Origin of the sequence: Thermococcus sp. 4557, assembly GCF_000221185.1 — an archaeon.
GTDB lineage: Archaea > Methanobacteriota_B > Thermococci > Thermococcales > Thermococcaceae > Thermococcus.
The window spans coordinates 1,414,585-1,436,324 of record NC_015865.1 but is presented as its reverse complement, the minus strand read 5'-3'; the positions used below and the strand labels follow the sequence as shown (position 1 = coordinate 1,436,324).

The following is a 21,740-nucleotide window of genomic DNA, read 5'->3' as shown; positions in this document are numbered from 1 at the left end:
TCTTCCCTTGTTTTTTCCGCCGACGATTCCAGTTCTGTGATGAACTTTTCTGAACGTTCATCACCTTTAATCTACTACAACGCACAGTTTTATGGACGTACGTCAAGGGTCGTTCAATTTATATTTGTCAAATTTCTGGTTGTTAACCATTTGTTTTAGAAACCCATTTATAAAAATTTAGCCAATTTATAATTGAGATTTCGGGAAAATAGGCCCGAATAGGGTTTAAAACCTAAAGTTGAGGTGGGAAAATGGGGTTTGCCGCACCGTTCCTGTGGTCCTTTATCGTCTATCTGCTCCTCACGGCGGGTTCAGGCAATGTCATCGCATGGAGCCCCGGGGAGCTGATTGCGGGGATTGTAATAGCCGTCATCATCGGCTACGCCACGAAGGACGTCATGAACGAAAAGGTGGGCTACTTCTTCAGCCCGAGGAGATTGTTACTCCTCATCATCTACGCGATAGGGCCGTTCTTCCTCGCCATGGCCAAGGCGAACATTGACGTAGCCTACCGCGTCATAACCGGCAAGATAAGGCCCGGGATAGTCAGGATATCCCCCGACCTGACCAGGGATGAGAGCAGAACCCTTCTGGCCAACTCGATAACACTGACCCCTGGAACCTTCACGCTGGAGATAGACGAGGAGGGCAACTTCTACGTTCACTGGATAAACGTACCGCCCGGAAAGGAGAAACCCACCCCGGAGGAGCTGTGCGGATACCTTCCAAAATGGGCAAGGAGGATTGGAGAATGACGGTCGATGGGGCATTCATGTGGGCGCTGATACTGCTGCTGTTCTCAGCCATGCTGACGCTCATAAGGCTTCTTGCGGGGCCGACGATACCGGACAGGGCCGTCGCCCTGGACTCCATGACGACCACCACGGCGGGGGCCATGGTCATCTACGGCGTGGTGACCAGACAGGCGGTTTTCATAGATGTCGCGCTGGTTTACGCGGTTCTGAGCTACATCGCGACCCTCTACATAGCCCGCTACCTGGTCAAGAAGAGGGTTGGCATCGCATGCGAGTGCGAGGAGGGGGAGGCGGTATGATAGAGTGGCTGATAGCAGCACTCCTGGCCATCGGCGTGTTCTTCAACCTTCTGGCCAGCGTTGGCATCCTCCGCTTCCCCGACGTCTACACTAGGATACACGCGGCAACCAAGTGCACGACCTTCGGCACGATATTCATAGTCCTGGCCGCCGTCACGTACTCGATATACAGCTACTTCTGGGTGGAGAGGGACCCATCCTGGATAACCATAGGGATACACTCGGCCCTGGTGGTCATATTCCTCGTCCTCACCAACCCCGTTGGAGCCCACGCCATCGGAAGGGCCGCGAGGAAGTCAGGCATACGGCCCCACGGGGCGGTTATAGACGAGCTGGAGGGTCGCCTATGAACTTTGAAGAGCTCTTCTGGGTGCTTCAGGCCATGGTGGGGCTGGGGCTTCTGATAGCAGCCATAGCGGCGGTGAGGTTCAAGAACCTGGTCTCAGCTGTCATCGCGATGGCGGTGTTCAGCCTGATACTCTCGCTGGAGTTCTACATACTGCAGGCACCAGACGTCGCGATAGCGGAGGCGGGAGTTGGAGCGTGCCTCACGACGGCGATGTACCTGCTGGCGATCAAGAAAACCACCGACGAGGAGGTGATAGAATGAGGCGCGCATTAGGTCTCTTCGCGTTCATAGGCTTCACGCTGTTCCTCCTCGTGGCAGTGGTGAGCCTCAGGCCCTTCGGCGAGCCGGTTCACACAGAGATGGACTCCTACTTCATCGGGCACGCACAGGAGGAGGCATCGTCAAACAACGTCGTCACCAGCATAGTCTTCGACTACAGGGGTTTCGATACCCTCGGAGAGGCCACGGTACTGTTCACCGCCGTTGCGGGCGTGCTGATGGCCCTCAGAAGGAGGGAGGTGAAAGCATGACGACCCTCATCATCAAAACAACCACCCGGTACCTGACGGCGCTCATACTGACGTTCGGAGCCTACATCATCCTCCACGGCCACCTCACGCCGGGAGGCGGCTTCCAGGGAGGAGCCGTCTTCGCCAGCGGTCTGGCACTCCTCATAGTCGCGTGCGAGGACGAGGTGATAAGGGAGCGGTTCAAGAAGGTGCCCCTGAGCGCCTTTGAGAGCATCGGCGCCCTCGGCTTCCTTGGAACGGCTGCACTTGGGTTCATGGGGTACACATTCTTCAAGAACGTCATAGCCAACAGCGGGTTCCCTCTCTTCGGAGACCCGACCCCGATAGGGATAAACCCCGGCTACCTGAACACGGGCGGAACGTTGCCGTACATGAACATATTCGTCGGAACGAAGGTTTTGGCCGGATTAACCAGCATAATCCTGGTGTTCTACCTCCTCCTGGGGGTGAGGAAGGATGAATAACGTGATTCTAGTCAACCTCCCGTTCATAGTCGTGGCGCTCCTGCTGGCGGTGGGGTTCTACACGATAGGCTTCAAGCGGAACCTCATCAAGGTCGTCATAGGCATTGAAATCCTCGAGGGAGCCGTCAACCTGTTCTTAATCGCCCTAGGCTACGTCAAAGGCGCCTACGCCCCGATATACACCATGGCACCGAAGGAGGCCGTCAACAACATGGTTCTGCCGACGCCCCAGGCACTCACTCTGACGAGCATCGTCATAGGCGTCGCGGTCTCTGCCCTGATGCTGGCCTTCGCCGTCAACATCTACGAGCACTACGGAACCCTTGACGTTACAAAGGTCAGGAGGCTGAAAGGATGATCGAGCACCTGCCCGCACTCATGATAGCCGTGCCCCTCTTCGGGGCGTTCGTGGCTCCCCTGCTCAAGAAGAAGGGCAGTGCCCCAGCTGTCTGGGCGATGATAATCACCGGCGTGGCGCTGGGAATGGCGCTCCTCCTCGTCAGGGAGGTGCTCGCCCAGGGGATGATGGTGTACGTCTTCGGAGCGGACAAGCCAACCCTCGTTCTGCCCTCAGGGTACAGGGTTCCGATAAGGATAATATTCGAGGTCGACGCGATAGGGGCCTTCATGGCGCTCTCCGCAACGCTCATGAGCTTCATCGGGGCGCTCTATTCGTACAGCCACGTGAGGAACGAGACGGGCCTTGAGAAGTACTACGCACTGCTCCTCCTCCTAGAGGTCGGAATCCTCGGCATGGTCCTGACGGGAGACCTGTTCAACCTCTTCGTGTTCCTGGAGATAGCCGGAATAGCCGGTTCAGCGCTGGTCGGCTTCAGAAACTACCGCGGTGAGGCAAGTGAGGCCGGAATCAAGTACCTCATAGTCAGCGCGGTCGCTTCGCTGATGGTGCTGTTCTCAATCGGCCTGCTCTACGGCGAGTACGGGAACCTCAACATAGCCTACCTGAGCACCCAGATAGGGTTCAACACCGTTGACATAATCGCCCTGGGAATACTCTTCACGTCCTTCGCGATGAAGTGCGGTTCCGTGCCGACCCACCACTGGGTTCCAGACGCGTACACGGAGGTCCCGTCCGGCATCAACCCCACGCTCCTGGTGGCGACCTACGCGAGCCTCTACGCCCTCTTCAGGGTGAGCTTCAGCCTCTTCGGAAAGGTTAGCTCAGGGATGAGCAGCGTCGGCTGGATAATGTGCGTCCTTGGAGTGCTCACCATGTTCATCGGCGTTACGATGGCCCTCGTCCAGAAGGACGTCAAGAGGCTCATGAGCTACCACGCGATTTCGCAGACCGGCTACATGCTCCTCGGCGTTGGCGTTGGCTTAGCCGTTCTCAACGACCCGGCAAAGCTGGCAGCCTTCGGAAGGGACGCGATGGCTGGAGGCATCTTCCACATCATCAACCACATCATCTACAAGAGCCTTCTCCTCATGACCGCCGGAGCGCTCTTCTACGTCACCGGAACGAGGAACCTCAACGAGATGGGCGGCTTGGCGAGGAAGATGCCCTACACCACGATAGCCTTCATAGTAGGTGCCGCGGCAATATCCGGAATACCGCCCTTCAACGGCTTCGCGAGCAAATTCCTCATCTACGAGACGTCCTACCAGCTGAGCCCGATATTCGCGATATTCGCAATGGTCACGAGCGTACTGACGCTGGCTTCGTTCGTCAAGGTCTTTGCCTCGGCCTTCCTCGGACCGCCGGTGGAGAAGTACGAGGAGGTAAAGGAGGTTCCAAGGAGCATGGTAGTGGCGATGCTCATCCTGGCGGCGCTGTGTCTGCTCTTTGGTCTGTTCCCGAACGTCGTGCTGGACAAGCTGGTCTACCCGGCGGTTGACGCGCTGCTGAAGCTGGGCAGCTACCAGACGTGGGGTGGTATACCATGACGTGGATTGAGAGCCTTACGCTGAACTCCCCGTCGGGATTCTGGAACCCGATAGTCTGGCTAGCGTTCCTCATCGTCTTCGCGGTCATCGGCTACGTAATCTACTCCCGCGGAAACAGGAGCTACAAGCCGAACACCGACCAGGTGAAGCCCTTCCTGAGCGGCAACGAGGTTGAGGACGTGGAAGAAATCCGCGTAAGGGCCGGCGACATATACTGGGGCTTCATCGAGGCGCTGAAGGGCTACTACAACGTGCTCATGAGAATGCACAGCGGAGACCTCAGGGACTATATCCTCTGGTACCTCGGGCTCGGTGCCATAATCCTGTTCATCCTCGTGGGGGGTGTGTGAATGGGGAAGCTGACCAACTTTAAACGCTCCCTCTGGGTTTTCCATGCCTCCGGAGGGAGCTGTAACGGCTGTGATATCGAGATCATAGCCGCGTTAACACCGCGCTACGACGCGGAGCGCTTTGGAATCAAACTCGTCGGAAGCCCAAGGCACGCGGATGTCCTCCTCGTAACCGGGGCCATTCCAAGGGACTTCGCTGACAAGCTGAGGCGCATATACGAGCAGATGGCCGACCCGAAGGCGGTAGTGGTGGTTGGAAACTGCGGAACCAGCGGGGGAGTGTTCTACGACTCCTACAACATAGTCGGTCCGATAGACGAGATAATCCCGGTGGACGTCTACGTTCCCGGCTGCCCCCCGAGGCCCGAGGCGATAATAGACGGCGTTGTGAAGGCCTGGCTCAAGCTGGAGAAGCTGGAAAAGGAGCTGGAGGGGAAGAAAGAATGAGCGAACCAATGAGTGCGGAAGAGGTCCTCAAGAGGCTCCAGGAGGCGCTCGGGGAGGCCCTGCTCTCCCACGAGGTCAGGGAGTACACGATGGGCGTCAGGAGGAAGAGAACGTACCAAGAGCTCTGGATAGATATAGACCCGAAGGCCTTCAAGAGAGCCGTCGAAGTTATCTTCGAGCTTGGCTACCCGCACCTGCACTTCATAGCCGGGGGGGATGACGGAGGCGACTCCCTGAGGATGGTCTACTCCTTCGGCCTGTTCTGGGCCGTTCCCTGGGGGGAGCTCAGCGTCACCGTGCGCTTCAACCTTCCGAAGGATAACCTGGTCCTGCCGACGATAACCGACCTGATGCCAGGGGCGGAGACCAACGAGCGCGAGATTAGGGAGATGCTCGGCGTTGAATTCGAGGGCCTGAAGAAGAAGAGGCACCTCTTCCTGCCCGACGACTGGCCGGAGGGCAAGTATCCATGGAGGAAGGACGAGTACGGCGTGGAGGACATGGTGAAACACACCCACAAGAGCGTGAACGAGATAAGGAGGGGTGAGTGATGGCGAAAACCCAGTACTACGTCCCGGTCGGCCCGATCCACCCGGCGCTGAAGGAGCCGATAAGGGTCGAGGCCAAGGTCGAGGGCGAGAGGATAGTCGATGTGGACGTCAAGAGGGGCTTCGCCCACAGGGGAATAGAGTACATGGGCATGAAGAGGAACGCCATACAGACCCTCTACCTCTCTGAGAGAATATGCGGAATCTGCTCGATATCGCACCCCTATGCCTTCGTCATAGGAAGCGAGAAGGCCCTGGGAATAGAGGCCCCGCCGAGGGCCCAGTACATAAGGACGATAATAGCCGAGCTGGAGAGGATTCACAGCCACCTGCTCTGGCTCGGTGTCGTGGCGCACGAGATGGGCTTCGACTCCCTCCTGTTCTGGACCTGGAAGGGCAGGGAAAAGGTCCTTGACATCCTCGAGCTCCTGACGGGGAACAGGATAAACTACTCCGTCTTCATGATAGGCGGCGTCAGGAGGGACATAAAGGAAAGCCAGGCGAAGGCCGTAAGGGACATGATAAACTACTACAGGATATTCACGGAGGAGATGAAGGACGTCTTCCTGGCGGACCCCGTCTACAAGGCCAGGACGCGGGGAGTGGCACAGCTCTCAAAAGACATGGCAAAGAAGCTCAACGTATGCGGGCCCGTTGCCAGGGCGGCCGGACTGAGAATGGACGTCAGGCAGGACACCCCGTACGACGCCTACGCCGACATCGGGGTCAGGGCGGTGGTTCCCCAGGACATAGTCGGCGAGGCCAGGGGCGATGCCTACGACATAACCCTCGTCAGGATATACGAGATAGAGCAGAGCCTCGACATAATCGAGTTCTGCCTGGATAACATGCCAGAGGGCAAGTTGATGGCCATTCCGAACTACGTGGCGCTTCTGGCAAAGATAAGGAGGAGCGAAGGGGAAGGAATCGGCATGCACGAGGCACCGCGCGGTGAGGTCGTCCACTACTTCAAGTACGGGAACAAGCGTGACGGCCCGCTCGTCTGGAAGGTGGTAGCACCGAGCTACAACAACATCAACACGTGGGGATCGCTCCTCCTTGGAGCCGAGGTGGCGGACATACCGATAGTCGTCGCATACATAGACCCGTGCATGTGCTGCAACGACAGGCTCGCGGTGGTAAGGGACGAGAACGGCAGGCTAATCGACCCAGCGACTCTCCACAGGAAGGCGGTTGAAAAAACAAGGAAGCTTAGAGCAGAGCTGGGGGTGAGAGAATGAACGGCAGCATCGTCCATGAGGGGTGCATGGGGACAGCGACCACCCCAAAGGCTCGCATCTATCTCGCGTCCGGAGGACGCACTTTAAGGGCGAGCAAATGGACAACGGGCAGTATTGAGGCACCCACCAGCGGGAAAGCCAGTTTTGGAGTTAGTAACGTTCCGCCAGCGCTTGCGCAAGCAAGGGCTGAGGGGGTGAGAGAATGACCCCCGAAACGTTGCTGTACGCCCTCACGTTTCCCATACTGGGAGTTTTCCTCGGACTGGTCTACAAGGGTGTAGACAGGCGCGTCTCGGCCAGGCTGACCTCCAGGATAGGGCCGCCCATAAGGCAGCCGTTCTGGGACGTTGGCAAGCTGCTCCTGAAGGAGACCGTCGTTCCCAAGAACGCAATAGCGTGGATATTCAACGCGATGCCCATAGTCTCATTCGCGGCCTCAATGACCCTGCTCCTGTACATACCCTTCGGAGTGCTCAAAGCTCCGCTCGAGGGCTACGGAGACCTCGTCGTCATCCTGTACCTGCTGACCCTCCAGTCGCTGGCAATGGCCATAGGCGGCTTTGCATCGGGAAGCCCGTTCTCCTCGGTGGGTGCGCAGAGGGAAATGGTGCTCATGATGAGCTACGAGATGCCGCTGGCGACGGTCATAGTCGGCTTCGCCGTGCTCTACAAGAGCTTCTCACTGACGACCATAGCTAGCACACCGGTGTGGGGCGTCGCGGGTCCGCTCGCGGCCATGGGCGTGCTGCTGCTCTTCGTGGCCCTGCTCGTCGTCACGCCGGCCGAGCTGGCGAAACTGCCCTTCGATATAGCGGAGGCCGAGACGGAGATATGTGAGGGTATGCTCGCGGAGTACAGCGGGAGGAACCTCGCACTGTTCTACCTCTCGGACGCGGTCAGGGGCTTCGCCATGGCGGCGCTGGAGGTGGTGCTGTTCTTCCCGTTCACGCTGACGAGCATCTTCAACCTGAACCTAACGGGAACGCCCTACTACGTCGTCGAAGCCCTGTGGTTCCTCTTCAAGGTCATGGTCATCTACCTGCTGGCGATAACCCTCGTCAGGACATCGTTCGCAAGGTTCAGGATAGAGCAGGCGTCGAGAATATTCTGGGTCTACGTCAACATAATCGCCCTCGTCGGGCTCGCGCTGGTATGGCTGGGGGTGTGATGCATGGTAAACAAGATGATGTTCGTCCTCCTCAAGCAGCTCGTCAAGAAGCCGGCCACAAATCCCTTCCCGGTCAAGCACGCGCCAGCGAACGTCACGGCTTTAATAGAGAAGGTCCAGAAGGGAGAGGTCCAGATAAACCCGCCCGTCCCGGTTCCCGAAGGGTTCAGGGGAAAGCTCGTCTACGACCCGGAGAGGTGCATAGGGTGCAGGCTCTGCATAATGGTCTGCCCGGCGGATGCCATGGAATGGATACCCGAGCTCAAGAAGATACGGCACTACGTCTCGCGCTGCATGTTCTGCGCCCTCTGCGTTGACGTGTGTCCGGGAAAGAAGTTCCCGGGCGAGGAAAAGGCTGTGAAGGCCCTCAGCATGAGCGAGGAGTTCCTGCTGGCGGACTACGACAAGTACAGCGACAACCTGATAGAGGAGCCGCCGGAGGCGAAAGAGATGCTCAAAAAAGAGGCCGAAGGCACAGCCCAGGTCGAGGAAAAAGCTTGAATCATCTTCTCTTTTTCAATTCTTCGTACCTCTCCAGGAGCATCTCGTAGTGTCCCCGCTCAACGTCGGCCAGTTTGGCGTAGAGCTCCCTCAGCCGCTCGTCGTCGACCCTCTCCGCGAGCAGCTTGTAGGATTCGTGGGCTATCAGCTCGCTCTCCATGGCAGCCTTCAAAACCTCCTCCAGCTGGTCGGCCCTCTCGAACTCCTCGAGGACCGGAAGAACCTCGAGTGGGGGGAGGTCGCTCCTCGGGGCGTTCCCGTAGGTCTCCCTGAACCGGGCCTCAAGTTCGGCGGCATGGTTCAGCGAGTCCTCGGCCAGCTTCTCGAATGTCCTCACCAGCTCCTCCCCGAGACCCAGGTCCCGGGCGCGTCTCGCGAGCTCGCGGTAGAATTCCGCCTCCTCCTTCTCGCCCTCTACCCAGTACGCGAGGGCGTCCTTGTAACTCAGCCTTGAAAGGCCCTCAACGACCTCGTGAACGTCGTACATTCCCATCCCCCCGTACGGGTAGCACATGGGGCCTAATAAGTTTTAGGTTCATCTAACGAGCCATATCGCTAGGAACATGATGATGTAGGCTATCACACTGATGACAATGTGAACCCTTATCCATGTCTCCCTGCGCTTCGAGAGGAATATCAGTGCCCCGCTGAGCATGGCCAGGCTCATGAGGGCAAATGCTGCGTAACCCAGCGTGTAATGGTCCAGGCTAATCACCGGGAACACCCACCGGGAATATGTACAGCGGAACGCCCCCGGCGCCTACTATCTCGGCAACCTGGTCATCGTAGAATGCCCCAACAGCTACGGTTCCGAGGTTCAGAGCGGTCGCCTGGAGGTAGATGTTCTGGCCTATGTGCCCGGCCTCCATGTGGACGTACCTGACTCCCCGTTCACCGTAGTAGGAGGTCGTCCTGGAGTAGTACGCCACCAGGACGATGTCCACCGCCGCCCTCCCAACCCACGACTGGTCCAGCGCGGCCTTCTGGAGGGCCCTCCTCCAGTCCCCCTTCCTCACCAGGATCAGCGTGTGGTTGAAGGGGTCGTAGCGGTAGATTCCCCCTTCGAGCCCTTCAACGTTTCCGACCACGACGTAAACCTCGAAGGGATAGGTCGCCCCGGCACTCGGGGCCGAGCGGTACTTCCTCGGGTCCGTTATTCCCTGCGCCGCCCACAGGAGCTGGGAAAGCTGCTCGAGGGTTAGGGGCTCGTTCCTGTACGAGCGGATGCTCCTCCGCTTTGCTATGGCCGCCTCAACGCTCATCTCCCCAGTCAGTCTCGGCTCGGGAAGAACAACAACCTCACCGGAGATTCTCTCACCCCCCTCCCTCCAAATAACGTAGGGCTTGACGAAAAGAAGAACCGAGGAAACCACGACCAAGGCGATAACCAGGTACGAAACTCGCTTGACGTCCATGTTTATGAATTCGACTTCATCCTATTTTAGCCTTCACTCGACCACCTCGAAGCGGAGGAGCTCGCCCCTCCTCACCAGCCCGATGCCGGCCTTCTTCCCGAGGACCTCAACCACGAGGGTGTAATCCGGGTCGCTCAGGTTCACCCCGAGGCCGAAGCGCTCGACCACCAGGGAGCCGAGGCCGATCTCAAGCTCCCTCGCTGAGAGCCCCTTATTCCCCCGAACCTTGGCGCGCACCGCGAAGGTTCCGTCTATTCTCTCGGCGAGTTCCATGACAGCTTTCTCTATCTCCTCCCTCCTGGCCGGAACAATGAGGTCGAGGGGGACGACCCTCTGTATAGCCTGCGTCTCAAAGTTCCTCAGCCGTTCAAGGGCTTCGCCCTTCGACAGGGGTGTTTCGGCCAGGAGAACGCCCTTCCAGTCCGTTCCCCGGACCCGAACCTTCCCCAGCGCCCACTCCAGTTCAAGTATCCCATCGCCCTCACGTCCCTGTGGGGTCGTAACGAGAAGAATCGTCATCTCCGCTCACCGATGGACAGGTTTTTATATTTCGCGTTCCTAAACTATGCGGTGAGTTAAAATGGAAGCCGGTGGCCTTAAGCTTTATCCCTACCAGTCATACGAAGTTTACGGCCTTTCTCGGAACCCCTTCGAGCAGCTCGCAAGCGAGGGAATAAGCGACGTCGAGAGCATTCACGTCTATCAGGAGATAGACATGCGCCTCCAGATGATAATCTCCGAGGTTATCGGAAACAAGAGCTCGATAGCCATGAGCATCGTCGGCCCCCTCGGAATGGGCAAGACCCAGAGACTCAAAACAATAGCCAAGGCCATAGAGGAGAACCGCGGGAAGGCCATATACGTCAAGGTTGACACGAACGACATCCTCAAGCTCACGCGCGACATCTTCTACGCCCTCAAGCCGCCAAAGAGCAGGACGAACATATTCCTCGAGAACCTCTCAAGGAAGCTCGGTTTCATAGACAGGCTCGAGAAGATGCTGAGCGACAGGGACGAGTACAAGAGCAGAGACATAGCCGAGCTTCTGACCGAGCAGATGGGGAAATACCCCTACTGCGCCCTCCTCCTGGACGAGCTTGAGAACATGGGGAGCGCGAGCGAGAGGGAGAAGATACAGTTCTTCGAGATGCTCAGGCACTTCATCAGCAACATGCCCCAGGGCTGCATCGTCGCATTCGCCTGTGTACCGGAGGCCTACGAGGAGTACACCAAGATTTTCCCGGCCTTCTTCATGCGCCTCCACTACGAGTTCAAGCTCCGCCCGATGAGTATAGACGAAGCCTACGAGCTCGTCAAGAAGAGGCTCAACAGGGTTAGGATAAGGGACACGGATGACCCAATCTACCCCTTCACGGAGGAGGCCATAAAGCTGATACACCAGCTCGGAAAGGGCAATCCCAGGCAGATTCTCCGCCTGCTCCACTACGTTCTCAGCGAGGCCTCAAAGCACAAGTTCGACCCCATAGACGACTACGTGGTGACCACCATACTCGAGGAGCCAAAGAGCCTCGAGGAGTACCTCACGAGGATTCCAAAGGAGTACAAGGACCTCGTTGAGGCCATAGTCTATGAGTTCAACGGCGGACCGGTGAGCTACATCCAGGTGGCCAAGGCAGTCAAGAGGCCCGGAATACAGGTTTACGACCAGCTCAACGAGCTCATAAGGCTCGGATTCCTGGTCGGAGACCCCAAGGGCAACTACAAGGTTCCGGAGTACGTGAGGAAGTTCCTGGAGGAGGGGCAGGCAGAGAAAGGGGAAGAGTGATGCCCCATGCCCAACTACGACGTTCACGTGCTCAGCGGGGTAGTCAGCTATCCGGTCATCGTCGCAGCGGCGGGACTCGCGGCCGCCCACGGCGCTCCCCTCGCCCTCACAACGATGGCCCTGGTGCTGGGCTACGCTTTCTACGTCCTGGGGAGCGACCTGCCGGACATGGACCATCCAAACGCCCTGATCCACCGCGGGACGAAGCCGATAGTCAGCGTGGTGGTCGGGGGGGCGGTCTACGTCAACACCGCGGGGTCGATAAACGTCGGGGAGCCCTGGCTCAACACGACCATTGAATGGGGCATAGCGGTTCTTGCCGCCGTGATAGCGTGGTTCGCCTTCACGTGGATGATGCCGAAGCACAGGGGGATAGTTCACTCCTTCCTCTTCGCGGCAGTCTACGGGGGCCTGGCGTTCGTTCTGGTGGAGTACGGCCTCAACATGACGACGGGGGAGGGACTCTACGTCGGCTTCGCTGCATTCAGCGGCTATGTCCTCCACCTGCTCCTCGACGGAGAGCTATCACTACTGTAGAGAAACTCTTTTATTTTCCACCTTCGTATTTACCCCGGTGGTTGCATGGAAGGCGGTGGGGCCCTGTTTATCGTTTTCATATTCATCATGCTGGGCATCATACTGATGGACATGGAGCGGGAGGCGAAGGCGAGGAGGAAGTGCACGGAACTCGCCTCATCCGTAAGGATCGAAGGGGGAACCCTCGTACTTCCCGAGAAAACCCGGCTCCTGAAGGGAACCCTGCGGATAAGGGGTGAATGGATAGGGGCCAAGCACAGGCACTACTCCGTGCAGCGGGAACTCAGGACGGCAGGGGAGTTCACCTCGGACAGGATAGAACTGAAGCCGGAACGGTTCTTTGTTTCCATACGTGAAAACGACGACGCCTGGGTCGAGCTCCCGGTTTACGTCATAGTGGAGGGGAAGTTCAGGGACGCCCTGATATCCCCGGTGCTGCCTACGTACCGAATCGAGGCAGGGGAGACTTCCATTGGAACGTCCCACAACGATGAGTACGCCCATCTGCGGCTGGAAACCGGGAGGGGAATGCTCTCGGGGAGGCTCTACACCAGCGTCGAGAAGTGCAGGGGGGCCAGGGTGGAGCTGATCCACTCCGAATCGAAAGGGAAGGAGAAGCTCGTGGAGGTCCGGGGAAGCGGGGAGAAGGATTTTGAGAGAAGGTTCTGGGAAAAGCCGCTGATACTGGTGATGGACAGGAACGTCAGCGATCCGCGGAAGCTCCGGGAGGCCTTCGGAGCGCGGAGGATTCTGGAGGGACACGGAAAATACGAGGTTCTGCTCACGATGGACGTCCCCCTGAAGCAGGACGAACACGCGGGGACGGAGCTGCTGATCGAACCCGCCGAAGGGTTCCCAGAGGGCAGTCCGGAAATTAACGTCGTGGTGTGAATACACACCACTGGGCAATAATGCTTTTAAATAGTCCACGTTAGGAAAGCCCGGAGGTGAGAGAGATGTTCAGTCTGGGAGGATTCTCACGCGGAGGCGAGTACGAGAACAAGACCTGGGACGTGCTCATCATAGGCGCAGGACCTGCAGGATTCACCGCGGCGATATACGCGGCGCGCTTCGGCCTTGAGACGCTGATACTCAGCAAGGACCTCGGAGGAAACATGGCGCTGACGGACATGATAGAGAACTACCCCGGATTCCCCGAGGGAATCAGCGGTTCCGAGCTGACGAACAGGATGCACGAACACGTCAAGAGGCTCGGCGTTGATATCGTCTTCGACGAGGTCGAGAGGATTGACCCGGCGGAGTGCGCCTACTACGAGGGCCCGTGCAAGTTCACGGTGAAGACCAAGAACGGCAAGGAGTACAAGGCGAAGACCATAATCATAACCGTTGGCGCCGCGCCGAGGAAGCTCCACGTTCCGGGCGAGGAGGAGTTCACCGGAAGGGGCGTTTCCTACTGTGCCACCTGCGACGGCCCGCTCTTCAAGGGCAAGAAGGTTGTCGTCGTCGGCGGCGGAAACACGGCCCTTCAGGAGGCGCTCTACCTCAAGAGCATAGGCGTAGATGTCACGCTCGTCCACAGGCGCGAGGAGTTCAGGGCCGACAAGATACTCCAGGACAGGTTCAAGGAGAGCGGCATTCCGGCGATACTCAACACCGTCGTGACCGAAATCAAGGGCGACGGCAAGGTCGAGGCCGTCAAGCTGAAGAACCGCGTCACGGGCGAGGAGACCGAGATGGCGGTCGATGGAGTCTTCATCTTCATCGGCTACGAGCCCAAGACCGACTTCGTCAAGCACCTCGGAATAACCGACGAGTACGGCTACATCCCAGTGGACATGCACATGCGCACGAAGATGAAGGGAATCTTCGCGGCGGGCGATATAACCAACGTCTTCAAGCAGATCGCCGTTGCCGTCGGCCAGGGCGCCATTGCCGCCAACTCGGCGAAGGAGCTCATTGACGAGTGGAACTCAAAGGTCGTGGAGTGATTTTCCACAACCCCTCGTTCTTTTCTCTCGGTGTTTTTCGGATTTCCGTTTTGGGAATCGAGGTATTTTCCGATTCCCCCGAAAATTTTTCGGTCAAAAATGTTCATCGATGAACACAGGCTTATATAGGAGAACCCCCATCTCTCACCGGTGATGCACATGGTGGTTAGACCGAACGTTAAAGAACTCCCCGGACCCAAGGCCAAGGAGGTTATTGAGAAGAACTTTGAGGCCCTCGCAGTTACCACGCAGGACCCGGAGACCCTCCCGATAGTCATCGACCACGGAGATGGAATCCTCGTCTACGACGTTGATGGAAACACCTTCTACGACTTCGGAAGCGGTGTCGGCGTTCTCAACGTTGGCCACGCCCACCCGAGGGTCGTCGAGGCCGTTAAGAGGCAGGCCGAGAAGTTCACCCACTTCGCTCTGAACGACTTCTTCTACGAGAACGCCGTCATACTCGCCCAGAAGCTCGCCGAACTCGCTCCCGGCGACTTCCCGAAGAAGGTGGTTTACCAGAACAGCGGTGCCGAGGCCAACGAGGCCATGATGAAGCTCGTCAAGTACGGCACCGGAAGGAAGAGGTTCATCGCCTTCTACCACGCCTTCCACGGCAGGAGCCAGGCCGTTCTCAGCCTTACCGCCAGCAAGTGGGTTCAGCAGGACAGGTTCTTCCCGACCATGCCTGGAGTCGAGCACATACCCTACCCGAACCCCTACAGGAACCCCTGGCACATAGACGGTTACGCCGAGCCGGACGAGCTCGTCAACCGCGTTATTGAGTTCATCGAGGAGTACGTCTTCAGGCACGTCCCGCCCCACGAGGTCGGAGCCATAGTCTTCGAGCCGATACAGGGTGAGGGCGGCTACGTCGTCCCGCCGAAGAACTTCTTCAAGGAGCTCAAGAAGCTCGCCGACAACTACGGAATCCTCTTAGCGGACGACGAGGTTCAGATGGGCGTCGGAAGGACCGGAAAGTTCTGGGCCATCGAGCACTTCGACGTTGCACCGGACACCATCCAGTTCGGTAAGGCCATAGGCGGCGGAATCCCCTTAGCGGGTGTCGTCCACAGGGCCGACATAGCCTTCGACAAGCCGGGCAGGCACGCCTCGACCTTCGGCGGCAACCCGGTTGCGATAGCTGCAGGAATAGAGGTCGTCGAGATAGTCAAGGAGCTCCTCCCGCACGTCCAGGAGGTCGGTGACTACCTCCACAAGCGCCTCGAGGAGCTTCTCGAGAAGTACGAGGTCATCGGAGACGCCAGAGGTCTCGGTCTCGCCCAGGCGGTCGAGATCGTCAAGAGCAAGGACACCAAGGAGAAGAACCCAGAGCTGAGGGACAGGATCGTCAAGGAGGCCGTCAAGCGCGGACTCATCCTCCTCGGCTGCGGCGACAACAGCATAAGGTTCATACCGCCGCTGACCATAAGCAAGGAAGAGATAGACGTCGCTATGGAGATATTCGAGGAGGCCCTCAAGGCCGCTCTCCAGTGATTTCCTCCCTTTTCTTATCCGTTCGATTGAGTGGTAATCCCGGAAGTCAAGTTTTTAAAGTTATAACTTGAGATACCTCCGGTGGTGAACATGACTGAGCTGACCGAGATGCTCAAACCGTACGGACCGTACGTTCTCGCCGCGGTCACCCTGCTCTACGTCGCGTACCTGTTTATGAACAGGAAGAAGTTCAGGAGCGCCAGCGTCCTCGCCCTCTCGGCCGTTATGGCAGCGGTGGTCGGCGTCACCACGGCGTTCATAACGATAGCCACCCCCGCGACCGGCGGCTACCTCAACTTCGGCGACACCATGGTCATGTTCTCGGCAATGGCCTTTGGCCCCGTCATCGGCGTCTTCGCGGGCGGCGTTGGTTCGGCTCTCGGAGACATAATAGCGGGCTATCCGGGATGGGCGCCGATAACCCTCGTTGTCAAGGGGCTTGAGGGCCTCGCCATCGGCTACATCGCCAGAAGGAGCGACAACGTCTCGACGCTGGTGATAGCCGGCCTGATAGGCGGAATAATAATGGTCTCCGGATACTTTGCCTTCGAGGCCTACATGTACGGTATTCCCGCGGCCGCCACAGAGGTGCCAGTAAACATAGTCCAGGCTGTCACAGGCGTCCTGGTGGGCACGCTCCTGGCCCAGGCGATAAAGAAGAGATACCCGGAGATAGAGGACCTCATCTAAACCTCCAGTTTCCTTATTTCTTCCCACATCTCGTTCTCGACGAGCAGGGGCTCGACCGATATCCTCCTTGAGGCGCGCTTCACCTGGCCGAGGTAGCTGGAGTCCGCGACGACGGCGTCGTAGCCCAGTTCGTCTATCTTGTATATCTTGAACCTGCACTCGCGCAGCTGCTCAACGGCGTACTCGATGAAGTGGGGGCCAACGAGGAGTATGTCGGGCTCGAGGCCCTCCTCCCGGAGCTCCCGGATGGCCTTGTTCAGGAGGTCGCGTACCTCCTTCATTTCGGGGCTCCCTCCACAATCTTTATTCCGCTCGACGTTCCAATCCTAGTCGCGCCGGCCTCTATCATCTCCAGCGCCTGCTCGTAGGTTCTTATTCCGCCGGCGGCCTTGACGCCCATCTCCGGGCCGACCACCTTTCTCATGAGCCTGACGTCCTCAACGGTGGCCCCACCGGTTCCGAAGCCCGTTGAGGTCTTCACAAAGTCCGCTCCAGCTTCTTTGGCCAGCTCACAGGCCTTCACCTTCTCCTCCTCGGTGAGGTAGCAGGTCTCGATGATGACCTTAACCTTCGCGCCCCTCTCGTGGGCGACCTTGACGACCTCGGCTATGTCGTTTTTCACGTACTCGTAGTCCCCGTCCTTGAGCGCGCCTATGTTGATGACCATGTCGAGCTCGTCGGCACCGTCTTCCAGCGCTTTCCTCGCCTCGAAGACCTTGACCTCCGTTGGGGTCGCCCCGAGCGGGAAGCCTATTACGCTCGCGACCTTTACATCGGCACCCTTCTCGCGGAGATAGTCCCTGGCCAGCTTGACCCTGTAGGGATTGACGCAAACGGCGTAGAAACCGTACTCAACGGCCTCATCGCAGAGCCTCTTAATGTCATCGGCGGTAGCATAGGCCTTCAGGTTCGTATGGTCGATATACCCCGCAATATCGATGTGATCAGCCATTCCCATCACCCGGTAACTACTCCACTCCAATGTATTTAGAGCTTTTCTCCCCAAAAATGCGTAAGTCCCCGGAAAATATGCGGACTTTGTTTTGGAATTCCGGCAATCTCCGGCCCCATCTCCACGGAACGGGAAGAAATACAGGTTTTTGAAGAAACCTCAAAGGAATGTCACCGGGCATCCAGCCGCTCAAGCACACGGAGAAACCTCTCCGCAACACCCTCCTCGCCGAACAGCGGCGTTTCCTTTCCCTCCAGGATTCTGCATAGAACCTCCACCGCTCCGTCCCAGCTCTCCTCGAGGCTCTTTCCCTTCGGAATCGGGTTCCTGAGAACGTGCCATCTCCCCGTTGGAGGGTCGTAGAACAGCACCCTGGGGATGTAGTCCAGATCCATGAACGTGTTGTCCAGGCTGAGCTCTATTCGAAAGCCATCGACCTCGACGAAACCGTCCTCGCGCAGTTGTCTCTTCCAGTCCATGTGGAAAGGTTGGAGGGGAGGTTTAAAAGCTCATCTCCTCCTCGAGAAGGCAGCCAGCAACGCCAGCAGGGCCACTATCCCCGGCCCGCATACCTCCCCTTCAGCCGAAACGGACGTTGTGGCAGAATCCCCCGAAGGAGGCTTAGTTAGTGTCGGCCCGACGTAGGCCGTCCCGTTCGGGAGCTCGTACGCGGGAACCTCTCTGGTGAAGCACCTGACGAGGAGGGGGTTGAGGCTCTCATCGTAGGGTACCCATGCAGAGGTGCCGTTCTCCGTCTCGTACCAGCCTATGTGGGAGTTGTGCCCCGCGTTCCCCCACTCCGCAGCCCGGAGAACGCCCTCAACGTCCGATTCGTCCATCCTGAGGGCACCGGTCTCAATCAGCCAATCGAGCTCGGCTTTTAGGGCTTTGGAGGCGCTGACCTCCGAGGGATCCAGCGAAGGGGAAAGCCGGGTTACGGAGGTCTTGACCAGAGTCAGGGGGACGTCGCAGGAGATGCCGAAGGCGCTGAGAAAGTCCTTGACCGCCGCGTTCACCTCGCCATCGGACCTGTTCACAGCCTCAACCTCGAGCTCGAAGTACCCCGCCTGGATCACCTTGGACGGATCAACCCCGTGCTCCCTAAGGCAGGACTCAAAGGCAGGGCTCGGCTTCCATGTGCAGATGCCGCCCACACAGCCGCAACTCGTCAGCGAGAGGCAGTCATACCACGGCCTGTAAACGCAGGGCGTCACAATCTCCCGGGCCTCCTTCTCCGGGGCGCAGACCTCGCCTGAACAACCGCCTGTGGCGCAGTCGGCGTCGGAGGTGCACTCCTTTCCCGTAACCGGGGTCAAGCTTATTCTAACTCCGTTCCTCTCGAAGGTCGTGTTATCCGTGACGTTCCAGCCGTCGGTCCTTAGCCTCTCGAGGGTCTCCTCCGTGAGGAGAAGGGAGAGGTTTAACGAGGCCCTCGAAACGTCCACGGCCTTCCACTCGACCGGTATCTGAACCCTGAGGTGGGGGCCGTCGCTCCCGTTCCAGAGCATGACGTAGAGCCTCCTATCGTAGTGGGAGCGGAAGATGAAGGTGCCGTTCTCAATCAGCGCGTTGTGAAGGGCATGGAATTGTGGATACGGCTTGTAAACTATCCCCTGCTTGTTCAGCACCACCTCGACGGCGTACGTGTCGGCGGGACTCATGCAGGCCTTAACAACCGGTGTCAGGGTGAACATGAGGAGGATTATAAGCGCCGCGAGCCTCTTCATTTTCCCACCGGATGGTTTAGGGCGCCAAAATATATACGCCTATCCATCGCTTCGGCCAGGATTGAAGCTAAAACCTTTATATGCCCTGCCGGGAATATCACTCGAGGTGATTGAGATGGAGAACCCCTTTGAGATAACCGGAGTCGTCGCCAGGGAAATACTCGACAGCAGGGGAAACCCAACCGTTGAGGTCGAGGTCTACACCCCGATAAGCATGGGAAGAGCGGCCGTCCCGAGCGGAGCTTCAACCGGAACCCACGAGGCCCTTGAGCTCCGCGACGGCGGGAAGCGCTACCACGGGAAAGGTGTTAGAAGGGCCGTCGAGAACGTCAACAAGATAATCGCGCCCGAGATAGTCGGCATGGACGTCACCTGGCAGAGGGACATTGACAGCCTCATGCTCGAGCTCGACGGCACCGAGAACAAGAGCAACCTCGGCGCCAACGCAATTCTCGGCGTTTCTCTGGCCGTTGCCAAGGCCGCTGCCAACGCGCTCGGACTTCCGCTCTACCAGTACATCGGCGGAACCAACGCCTACGTCATGCCCGTCCCGATGAGCAACGTCATCAACGGCGGCGTTCACGCGGGCAACGAGCTCGACTTCCAGGAGTTCATGATAATGCCCGTTGGGGCCGGCTCCTTCAGGGAGGGCATCATGTGGGTCAGCGAGACCTACCACGTCCTCAAGAAGGTCATAGCCGAGAAGTACGGAAAGAACGCGGTCAACGTCGGTGACGAGGGCGGCTTCGCCCCGCCGATGAAGGAAGCCACCGAGCCGCTCGAGGTTCTCATCAAGGCCATCGAGGAGGCAGGTTACAAACCGGGCGACGAGATAGCCTTCGCCCTCGATGCGGCATCGAGCGAGTTCTTCCACCCGGACAAGGACAAGTACGTCGTCAGCGGCAAGGAGTACGACAGGGGCGAGCTTCTCGAGCTCTACCGCGAGCTGGTCTCGGCCTACCCGATAGTCTCCATTGAGGACCCGTTCCACGAGGAGGACTGGGAAGGCTTCGTCATGATAACCAGGGAACTCGGAGACAAGATACAGATAGTTGGCGACGACCTCTTCGTCACCAACCCGAAGAGGATAAGGAAGGGCATCGAAATGGGCGCCGCCAACGCGCTTCTCCTCAAGGTGAACCAGATTGGAACCCTCAGCGAGGCCATCGATGCGGCCTACACGTCCTTCAGGGCCGGCTACGGCGTTGTCGTCTCCCACCGCTCCGGAGAGACCGAGGATTCAACCATAGCCGACCTCGCCGTTGCCCTCAACGCCGGCCAGATAAAGACGGGCGCCCCAGCGAGGAGCGACAGGAACGCCAAGTACAACCAGCTCATACGCATAGAGGAGGAGCTTGAGGGCATAGCTGTCTATCCGGGCAGGAAGTTCCGCAACCCGTTCCTCTGATTCCTTTTCCTTAATTTTGGAATTTTGGTGGAGCAGATGGAGTTTGACCCCGAGAAGCTCATAAGGCCCAGGCCGTTCCTCATTCTGGCCGAGCTATTCCTCCTGTCCGCGGCGGCTCTGGCTTCCAAATCCTACAACGCCTCGATAGCCTGCCTCGGTGCCTCCACGGTTCTGTACTACATCGGAATGACCGAGCTCGTGAGCCGAAGGCTCGGAAGGTGGGCGGTGAAGCGCTTCACGATAGCGTATCTCCTCAGGGCGCTCTCGTGGGTTCTTATGCTGGCCTCAGCCTTCTACACCTACTCCGCGGTGGTAAAGAACATCTTCCCCTTCGGCCCGCCGGAGTTCGTGATAACTTCCGTGGTGGCGCTCGTTGGAGCGGGAATCAACTACCTCGCGGTCGGGATAAGGAACAGCGTGCTCTGGAAGATTAAGGGGCTGAAGATGAGCCTCTGGATGTCGAGGCTGAACTCGATCGTGCTGTTCCTCATGGCGGCCATACCATTCCTGCCTGCCCTCGCCAAGGCAGGCGAGGTAACGTGGCTTCTGGCAGTTCTGGCGGCCCCGATACTTGGCTCCTTTACCGTACTGGCCATCGTTGGGAAGATATTCTACATCCATTTCCTCCTCACGATGGAGTGCCCCGAGAAGCGTTGAGTTCCTCCAGCCTCTTCCGGAGCCGCTTTCTCTTTTCGTCGAGGAGCTCGCATATCTCGTCCAGGACGCTCAGGTACTCCTCAACGACCTCAACGGCTATCTCCCTGCGATAGCCCTTCTCGATGAGCTTTTTCCTCAGCGCCTCATGGTACTGAATTGATATATATAATGACTGGAGGGCAAGCTCATTTGCCTCCCTGAGGTAGTCCCACCCCTTTTCGGTTAGCGTGTACTTGACGAGTTTCCGCCTTCCATGATACTCCTCCTTCGGCTCGAGGAGGCCCTCCTCAACCATTTTGCCCAGCATATTGTAGAGGTTGCCGTGGCTCGGCTTCCACGTGCCCTGGCTTATCTTCTCGATCTCCTTGAGAATTTCATACCCGTGCGCCTCGCCCTTGAACCCCACTATGACGAGTATGAGGTGCCTGATGGGGGCCAGGAACATCTCCCGCATGGACGGAGCAGCCATGACACCACCTCAAAAGGTTTATAAGATATGTTTGTCTCAAACATATTTGTCGATATGTTTCCTTTGAATATATTATGCTGACCTCCTTAAAAG

Annotated in this window: 31 protein-coding genes; 22 read left to right on the top strand and 9 right to left on the bottom strand. The window is 58.2% G+C overall.

The window, feature by feature from the left end; all coding sequences use genetic code 11:
- The first annotated feature begins 251 nt into the window (after positions 1-251).
- The 14 genes from GQS_RS07510 to GQS_RS07440 all read left to right on the top strand — a co-directional run bounded on the left by GQS_RS07510 (position 252) and on the right by GQS_RS07440 (position 8,560).
- Complete coding sequence (locus GQS_RS07510; protein WP_014013083.1) at positions 252-755, top strand: Na+/H+ antiporter subunit E; 504 nt, start codon at positions 252-254, stop codon at positions 753-755.
- A complete protein-coding gene (locus GQS_RS07505) occupies positions 752-1,054 on the top strand; it encodes a cation:proton antiporter (RefSeq protein ID WP_014013082.1) in 303 nt (100 codons plus the stop codon). Before GQS_RS07510 ends, GQS_RS07505 begins: the two co-directional genes overlap by 4 nt.
- Positions 1,051-1,404: a monovalent cation/H(+) antiporter subunit G gene (mnhG, locus tag GQS_RS07500; protein WP_014013081.1), complete on the top strand. Its 354-nt coding sequence runs from the start codon at positions 1,051-1,053 to the stop codon at positions 1,402-1,404. Before GQS_RS07505 ends, mnhG begins: the two co-directional genes overlap by 4 nt.
- A complete protein-coding gene (locus GQS_RS07495; RefSeq protein ID WP_014013080.1) occupies positions 1,401-1,664 on the top strand; it encodes a hydrogenase subunit MbhD domain-containing protein in 264 nt (87 codons plus the stop codon). Before mnhG ends, GQS_RS07495 begins: the two co-directional genes overlap by 4 nt.
- Complete coding sequence (mbhE, locus tag GQS_RS07490; protein WP_014013079.1) at positions 1,661-1,933, top strand: hydrogen gas-evolving membrane-bound hydrogenase subunit E; 273 nt, start codon at positions 1,661-1,663, stop codon at positions 1,931-1,933. The genes GQS_RS07495 and mbhE overlap by 4 nt, the downstream gene beginning before the upstream one ends.
- Positions 1,930-2,397: an MnhB domain-containing protein gene (locus GQS_RS07485; protein WP_014013078.1), complete on the top strand. Its 468-nt coding sequence runs from the start codon at positions 1,930-1,932 to the stop codon at positions 2,395-2,397. The genes mbhE and GQS_RS07485 overlap by 4 nt, the downstream gene beginning before the upstream one ends.
- Entirely contained in the window at positions 2,390-2,755 is a 366-nt protein-coding gene (locus GQS_RS07480) for a sodium:proton antiporter (RefSeq protein ID WP_014013077.1), read from the top strand. The genes GQS_RS07485 and GQS_RS07480 overlap by 8 nt, the downstream gene beginning before the upstream one ends.
- Entirely contained in the window at positions 2,752-4,305 is a 1,554-nt protein-coding gene (locus GQS_RS07475; RefSeq protein WP_014013076.1) for a proton-conducting transporter membrane subunit, read from the top strand. Before GQS_RS07480 ends, GQS_RS07475 begins: the two co-directional genes overlap by 4 nt.
- Positions 4,302-4,655: a hypothetical protein gene (locus tag GQS_RS07470; protein ID WP_014013075.1), complete on the top strand. Its 354-nt coding sequence runs from the start codon at positions 4,302-4,304 to the stop codon at positions 4,653-4,655. The genes GQS_RS07475 and GQS_RS07470 overlap by 4 nt, the downstream gene beginning before the upstream one ends.
- Positions 4,656-5,102, top strand: a complete 447-nt coding sequence (locus tag GQS_RS07465; RefSeq protein WP_014013074.1) for an NADH-quinone oxidoreductase subunit B family protein — start codon at positions 4,656-4,658, stop codon at positions 5,100-5,102. It begins immediately after the preceding gene.
- Complete coding sequence (locus GQS_RS07460; RefSeq protein ID WP_014013073.1) at positions 5,099-5,653, top strand: NADH-quinone oxidoreductase subunit C; 555 nt, start codon at positions 5,099-5,101, stop codon at positions 5,651-5,653. The genes GQS_RS07465 and GQS_RS07460 overlap by 4 nt, the downstream gene beginning before the upstream one ends.
- The gene (locus GQS_RS07455) at positions 5,653-6,891 is read left to right on the top strand and encodes a nickel-dependent hydrogenase large subunit (RefSeq protein WP_014013072.1); all 1,239 of its coding nucleotides are present in this window, start codon (positions 5,653-5,655) and stop codon (positions 6,889-6,891) included. Before GQS_RS07460 ends, GQS_RS07455 begins: the two co-directional genes overlap by 1 nt.
- Positions 6,892-7,093: 202 nt before the next feature.
- Complete coding sequence (locus GQS_RS07445) at positions 7,094-8,059, top strand: respiratory chain complex I subunit 1 family protein (RefSeq protein WP_014013070.1); 966 nt, start codon at positions 7,094-7,096, stop codon at positions 8,057-8,059.
- A gap of 3 nt (positions 8,060-8,062) precedes the next feature.
- Positions 8,063-8,560, top strand: coding sequence for a 4Fe-4S dicluster domain-containing protein (locus tag GQS_RS07440; protein ID WP_014013069.1), 498 nt, complete (start codon positions 8,063-8,065; stop codon positions 8,558-8,560).
- Position 8,561: 1 nt separating this feature from the next.
- Here the strand turns inward: GQS_RS07440 and GQS_RS07435 are convergent, their stop codons facing one another.
- The 4 genes from GQS_RS07435 to GQS_RS07420 are packed head-to-tail and all read right to left on the bottom strand — an operon-like array spanning position 8,562 to position 10,494.
- Positions 8,562-9,053, bottom strand: a complete 492-nt coding sequence (locus GQS_RS07435; protein WP_369782825.1) for a ferritin family protein — start codon at positions 9,051-9,053, stop codon at positions 8,562-8,564.
- Between the two features lie 42 nt (positions 9,054-9,095).
- Positions 9,096-9,275: a hypothetical protein gene (locus tag GQS_RS07430; protein WP_014013067.1), complete on the bottom strand. Its 180-nt coding sequence runs from the start codon at positions 9,273-9,275 to the stop codon at positions 9,096-9,098.
- The gene (locus GQS_RS07425) at positions 9,268-9,975 is read right to left on the bottom strand and encodes a SagB/ThcOx family dehydrogenase (protein ID WP_048056550.1); all 708 of its coding nucleotides are present in this window, start codon (positions 9,973-9,975) and stop codon (positions 9,268-9,270) included. The genes GQS_RS07430 and GQS_RS07425 overlap by 8 nt, the downstream gene beginning before the upstream one ends.
- 33 nt (positions 9,976-10,008) lie before the next feature.
- Positions 10,009-10,494 (bottom strand): THUMP domain-containing protein, encoded by a 486-nt coding sequence (locus GQS_RS07420; protein ID WP_014013065.1) that lies wholly within the window; start codon positions 10,492-10,494, stop codon positions 10,009-10,011.
- 61 nt (positions 10,495-10,555) lie between these two features.
- On the opposite strand from GQS_RS07420, the gene GQS_RS07415 reads away from it, so the two are divergent.
- The 6 genes from GQS_RS07415 to GQS_RS07390 all read left to right on the top strand — a co-directional run bounded on the left by GQS_RS07415 (position 10,556) and on the right by GQS_RS07390 (position 16,434).
- Positions 10,556-11,761 carry an AAA family ATPase gene (locus tag GQS_RS07415; RefSeq protein ID WP_014013064.1) on the top strand — a complete coding sequence of 402 codons (1,206 nt, stop codon included), beginning with the start codon at positions 10,556-10,558 and terminating at the stop codon, positions 11,759-11,761.
- Between the two features lie 6 nt (positions 11,762-11,767).
- Positions 11,768-12,298, top strand: a complete 531-nt coding sequence (locus GQS_RS07410; RefSeq protein ID WP_014013063.1) for a metal-dependent hydrolase — start codon at positions 11,768-11,770, stop codon at positions 12,296-12,298.
- 45 nt (positions 12,299-12,343) lie between these two features.
- Positions 12,344-13,189 (top strand): hypothetical protein, encoded by an 846-nt coding sequence (locus GQS_RS07405; RefSeq protein WP_014013062.1) that lies wholly within the window; start codon positions 12,344-12,346, stop codon positions 13,187-13,189.
- 65 nt (positions 13,190-13,254) lie between these two features.
- Positions 13,255-14,247, top strand: a complete 993-nt coding sequence (gene trxB, locus GQS_RS07400; protein ID WP_014013061.1) for a thioredoxin-disulfide reductase — start codon at positions 13,255-13,257, stop codon at positions 14,245-14,247.
- Positions 14,248-14,406: 159 nt separating this feature from the next.
- Complete coding sequence (locus tag GQS_RS07395) at positions 14,407-15,744, top strand: ornithine aminotransferase (protein ID WP_014013060.1); 1,338 nt, start codon at positions 14,407-14,409, stop codon at positions 15,742-15,744.
- 90 nt (positions 15,745-15,834) lie between these two features.
- Positions 15,835-16,434, top strand: coding sequence for an ECF transporter S component (locus GQS_RS07390; RefSeq protein ID WP_014013059.1), 600 nt, complete (start codon positions 15,835-15,837; stop codon positions 16,432-16,434).
- Here GQS_RS07390 and GQS_RS07385 read toward each other — a convergent pair.
- The 4 genes from GQS_RS07385 to GQS_RS07370 all read right to left on the bottom strand — a co-directional run bounded on the left by GQS_RS07385 (position 16,431) and on the right by GQS_RS07370 (position 19,113).
- Positions 16,431-16,715 (bottom strand): family 4B encapsulin nanocompartment shell protein, encoded by a 285-nt coding sequence (locus GQS_RS07385; protein ID WP_014013058.1) that lies wholly within the window; start codon positions 16,713-16,715, stop codon positions 16,431-16,433. The genes GQS_RS07390 and GQS_RS07385 overlap by 4 nt on opposite strands.
- Positions 16,712-17,386, bottom strand: coding sequence for a deoxyribose-phosphate aldolase (gene deoC / locus GQS_RS07380; protein WP_014013057.1), 675 nt, complete (start codon positions 17,384-17,386; stop codon positions 16,712-16,714). Before deoC ends, GQS_RS07385 begins: the two co-directional genes overlap by 4 nt.
- A 170-nt stretch (positions 17,387-17,556) precedes the next feature.
- On the bottom strand, positions 17,557-17,865 hold the full coding sequence (locus GQS_RS07375) for a hypothetical protein (RefSeq protein WP_014013056.1): 309 nt from the start codon (positions 17,863-17,865) through the stop codon (positions 17,557-17,559).
- 30 nt (positions 17,866-17,895) lie between these two features.
- Positions 17,896-19,113: a CGP-CTERM-anchored Cys-rich protein gene (locus tag GQS_RS07370; protein WP_014013055.1), complete on the bottom strand. Its 1,218-nt coding sequence runs from the start codon at positions 19,111-19,113 to the stop codon at positions 17,896-17,898.
- A gap of 115 nt (positions 19,114-19,228) precedes the next feature.
- Between GQS_RS07370 and eno the strand changes: the two genes are divergently transcribed.
- Positions 19,229-20,521, top strand: a complete 1,293-nt coding sequence (gene eno / locus GQS_RS07365; RefSeq protein ID WP_014013054.1) for a phosphopyruvate hydratase — start codon at positions 19,229-19,231, stop codon at positions 20,519-20,521.
- 36 nt (positions 20,522-20,557) lie between these two features.
- On the top strand, positions 20,558-21,178 hold the full coding sequence (locus tag GQS_RS07360) for a hypothetical protein (protein ID WP_014013053.1): 621 nt from the start codon (positions 20,558-20,560) through the stop codon (positions 21,176-21,178).
- On the opposite strand, the gene GQS_RS07355 is transcribed toward GQS_RS07360, so the two are convergent.
- Positions 21,150-21,647, bottom strand: coding sequence for a PadR family transcriptional regulator (locus tag GQS_RS07355; protein WP_048056549.1), 498 nt, complete (start codon positions 21,645-21,647; stop codon positions 21,150-21,152). The two genes, GQS_RS07360 and GQS_RS07355, sit on opposite strands and share 29 nt — an antisense overlap.
- Between the last annotated feature and the right edge of the window lie 93 nt (positions 21,648-21,740).

Coding starts and splice junctions, on each gene's coding strand:
- GQS_RS07510 (WP_014013083.1), top strand. CDS start 252: ATGGGGTTTGCCGCACCGTTCCTGTGGTCCTTTATCGTCTATCTGCTC.
- GQS_RS07505 (WP_014013082.1), top strand. CDS start 752: ATGACGGTCGATGGGGCATTCATGTGGGCGCTGATACTGCTGCTGTTC.
- mnhG (WP_014013081.1), top strand. CDS start 1,051: ATGATAGAGTGGCTGATAGCAGCACTCCTGGCCATCGGCGTGTTCTTC.
- GQS_RS07495 (WP_014013080.1), top strand. CDS start 1,401: ATGAACTTTGAAGAGCTCTTCTGGGTGCTTCAGGCCATGGTGGGGCTG.
- mbhE (WP_014013079.1), top strand. CDS start 1,661: ATGAGGCGCGCATTAGGTCTCTTCGCGTTCATAGGCTTCACGCTGTTC.
- GQS_RS07485 (WP_014013078.1), top strand. CDS start 1,930: ATGACGACCCTCATCATCAAAACAACCACCCGGTACCTGACGGCGCTC.
- GQS_RS07480 (WP_014013077.1), top strand. CDS start 2,390: ATGAATAACGTGATTCTAGTCAACCTCCCGTTCATAGTCGTGGCGCTC.
- GQS_RS07475 (WP_014013076.1), top strand. CDS start 2,752: ATGATCGAGCACCTGCCCGCACTCATGATAGCCGTGCCCCTCTTCGGG.
- GQS_RS07470 (WP_014013075.1), top strand. CDS start 4,302: ATGACGTGGATTGAGAGCCTTACGCTGAACTCCCCGTCGGGATTCTGG.
- GQS_RS07465 (WP_014013074.1), top strand. CDS start 4,656: ATGGGGAAGCTGACCAACTTTAAACGCTCCCTCTGGGTTTTCCATGCC.
- GQS_RS07460 (WP_014013073.1), top strand. CDS start 5,099: ATGAGCGAACCAATGAGTGCGGAAGAGGTCCTCAAGAGGCTCCAGGAG.
- GQS_RS07455 (WP_014013072.1), top strand. CDS start 5,653: ATGGCGAAAACCCAGTACTACGTCCCGGTCGGCCCGATCCACCCGGCG.
- GQS_RS07445 (WP_014013070.1), top strand. CDS start 7,094: ATGACCCCCGAAACGTTGCTGTACGCCCTCACGTTTCCCATACTGGGA.
- GQS_RS07440 (WP_014013069.1), top strand. CDS start 8,063: ATGGTAAACAAGATGATGTTCGTCCTCCTCAAGCAGCTCGTCAAGAAG.
- GQS_RS07435 (WP_369782825.1), bottom strand. CDS start 9,053: ATGGGAATGTACGACGTTCACGAGGTCGTTGAGGGCCTTTCAAGGCTG.
- GQS_RS07425 (WP_048056550.1), bottom strand. CDS start 9,975: ATGGACGTCAAGCGAGTTTCGTACCTGGTTATCGCCTTGGTCGTGGTT.
- GQS_RS07420 (WP_014013065.1), bottom strand. CDS start 10,494: ATGACGATTCTTCTCGTTACGACCCCACAGGGACGTGAGGGCGATGGG.
- GQS_RS07415 (WP_014013064.1), top strand. CDS start 10,556: ATGGAAGCCGGTGGCCTTAAGCTTTATCCCTACCAGTCATACGAAGTT.
- GQS_RS07410 (WP_014013063.1), top strand. CDS start 11,768: ATGCCCAACTACGACGTTCACGTGCTCAGCGGGGTAGTCAGCTATCCG.
- GQS_RS07405 (WP_014013062.1), top strand. CDS start 12,344: ATGGAAGGCGGTGGGGCCCTGTTTATCGTTTTCATATTCATCATGCTG.
- trxB (WP_014013061.1), top strand. CDS start 13,255: ATGTTCAGTCTGGGAGGATTCTCACGCGGAGGCGAGTACGAGAACAAG.
- GQS_RS07395 (WP_014013060.1), top strand. CDS start 14,407: ATGGTGGTTAGACCGAACGTTAAAGAACTCCCCGGACCCAAGGCCAAG.
- GQS_RS07390 (WP_014013059.1), top strand. CDS start 15,835: ATGACTGAGCTGACCGAGATGCTCAAACCGTACGGACCGTACGTTCTC.
- GQS_RS07385 (WP_014013058.1), bottom strand. CDS start 16,715: ATGAAGGAGGTACGCGACCTCCTGAACAAGGCCATCCGGGAGCTCCGG.
- deoC (WP_014013057.1), bottom strand. CDS start 17,386: ATGGCTGATCACATCGATATTGCGGGGTATATCGACCATACGAACCTG.
- GQS_RS07375 (WP_014013056.1), bottom strand. CDS start 17,865: ATGGACTGGAAGAGACAACTGCGCGAGGACGGTTTCGTCGAGGTCGAT.
- GQS_RS07370 (WP_014013055.1), bottom strand. CDS start 19,113: ATGAAGAGGCTCGCGGCGCTTATAATCCTCCTCATGTTCACCCTGACA.
- eno (WP_014013054.1), top strand. CDS start 19,229: ATGGAGAACCCCTTTGAGATAACCGGAGTCGTCGCCAGGGAAATACTC.
- GQS_RS07360 (WP_014013053.1), top strand. CDS start 20,558: ATGGAGTTTGACCCCGAGAAGCTCATAAGGCCCAGGCCGTTCCTCATT.
- GQS_RS07355 (WP_048056549.1), bottom strand. CDS start 21,647: ATGGCTGCTCCGTCCATGCGGGAGATGTTCCTGGCCCCCATCAGGCAC.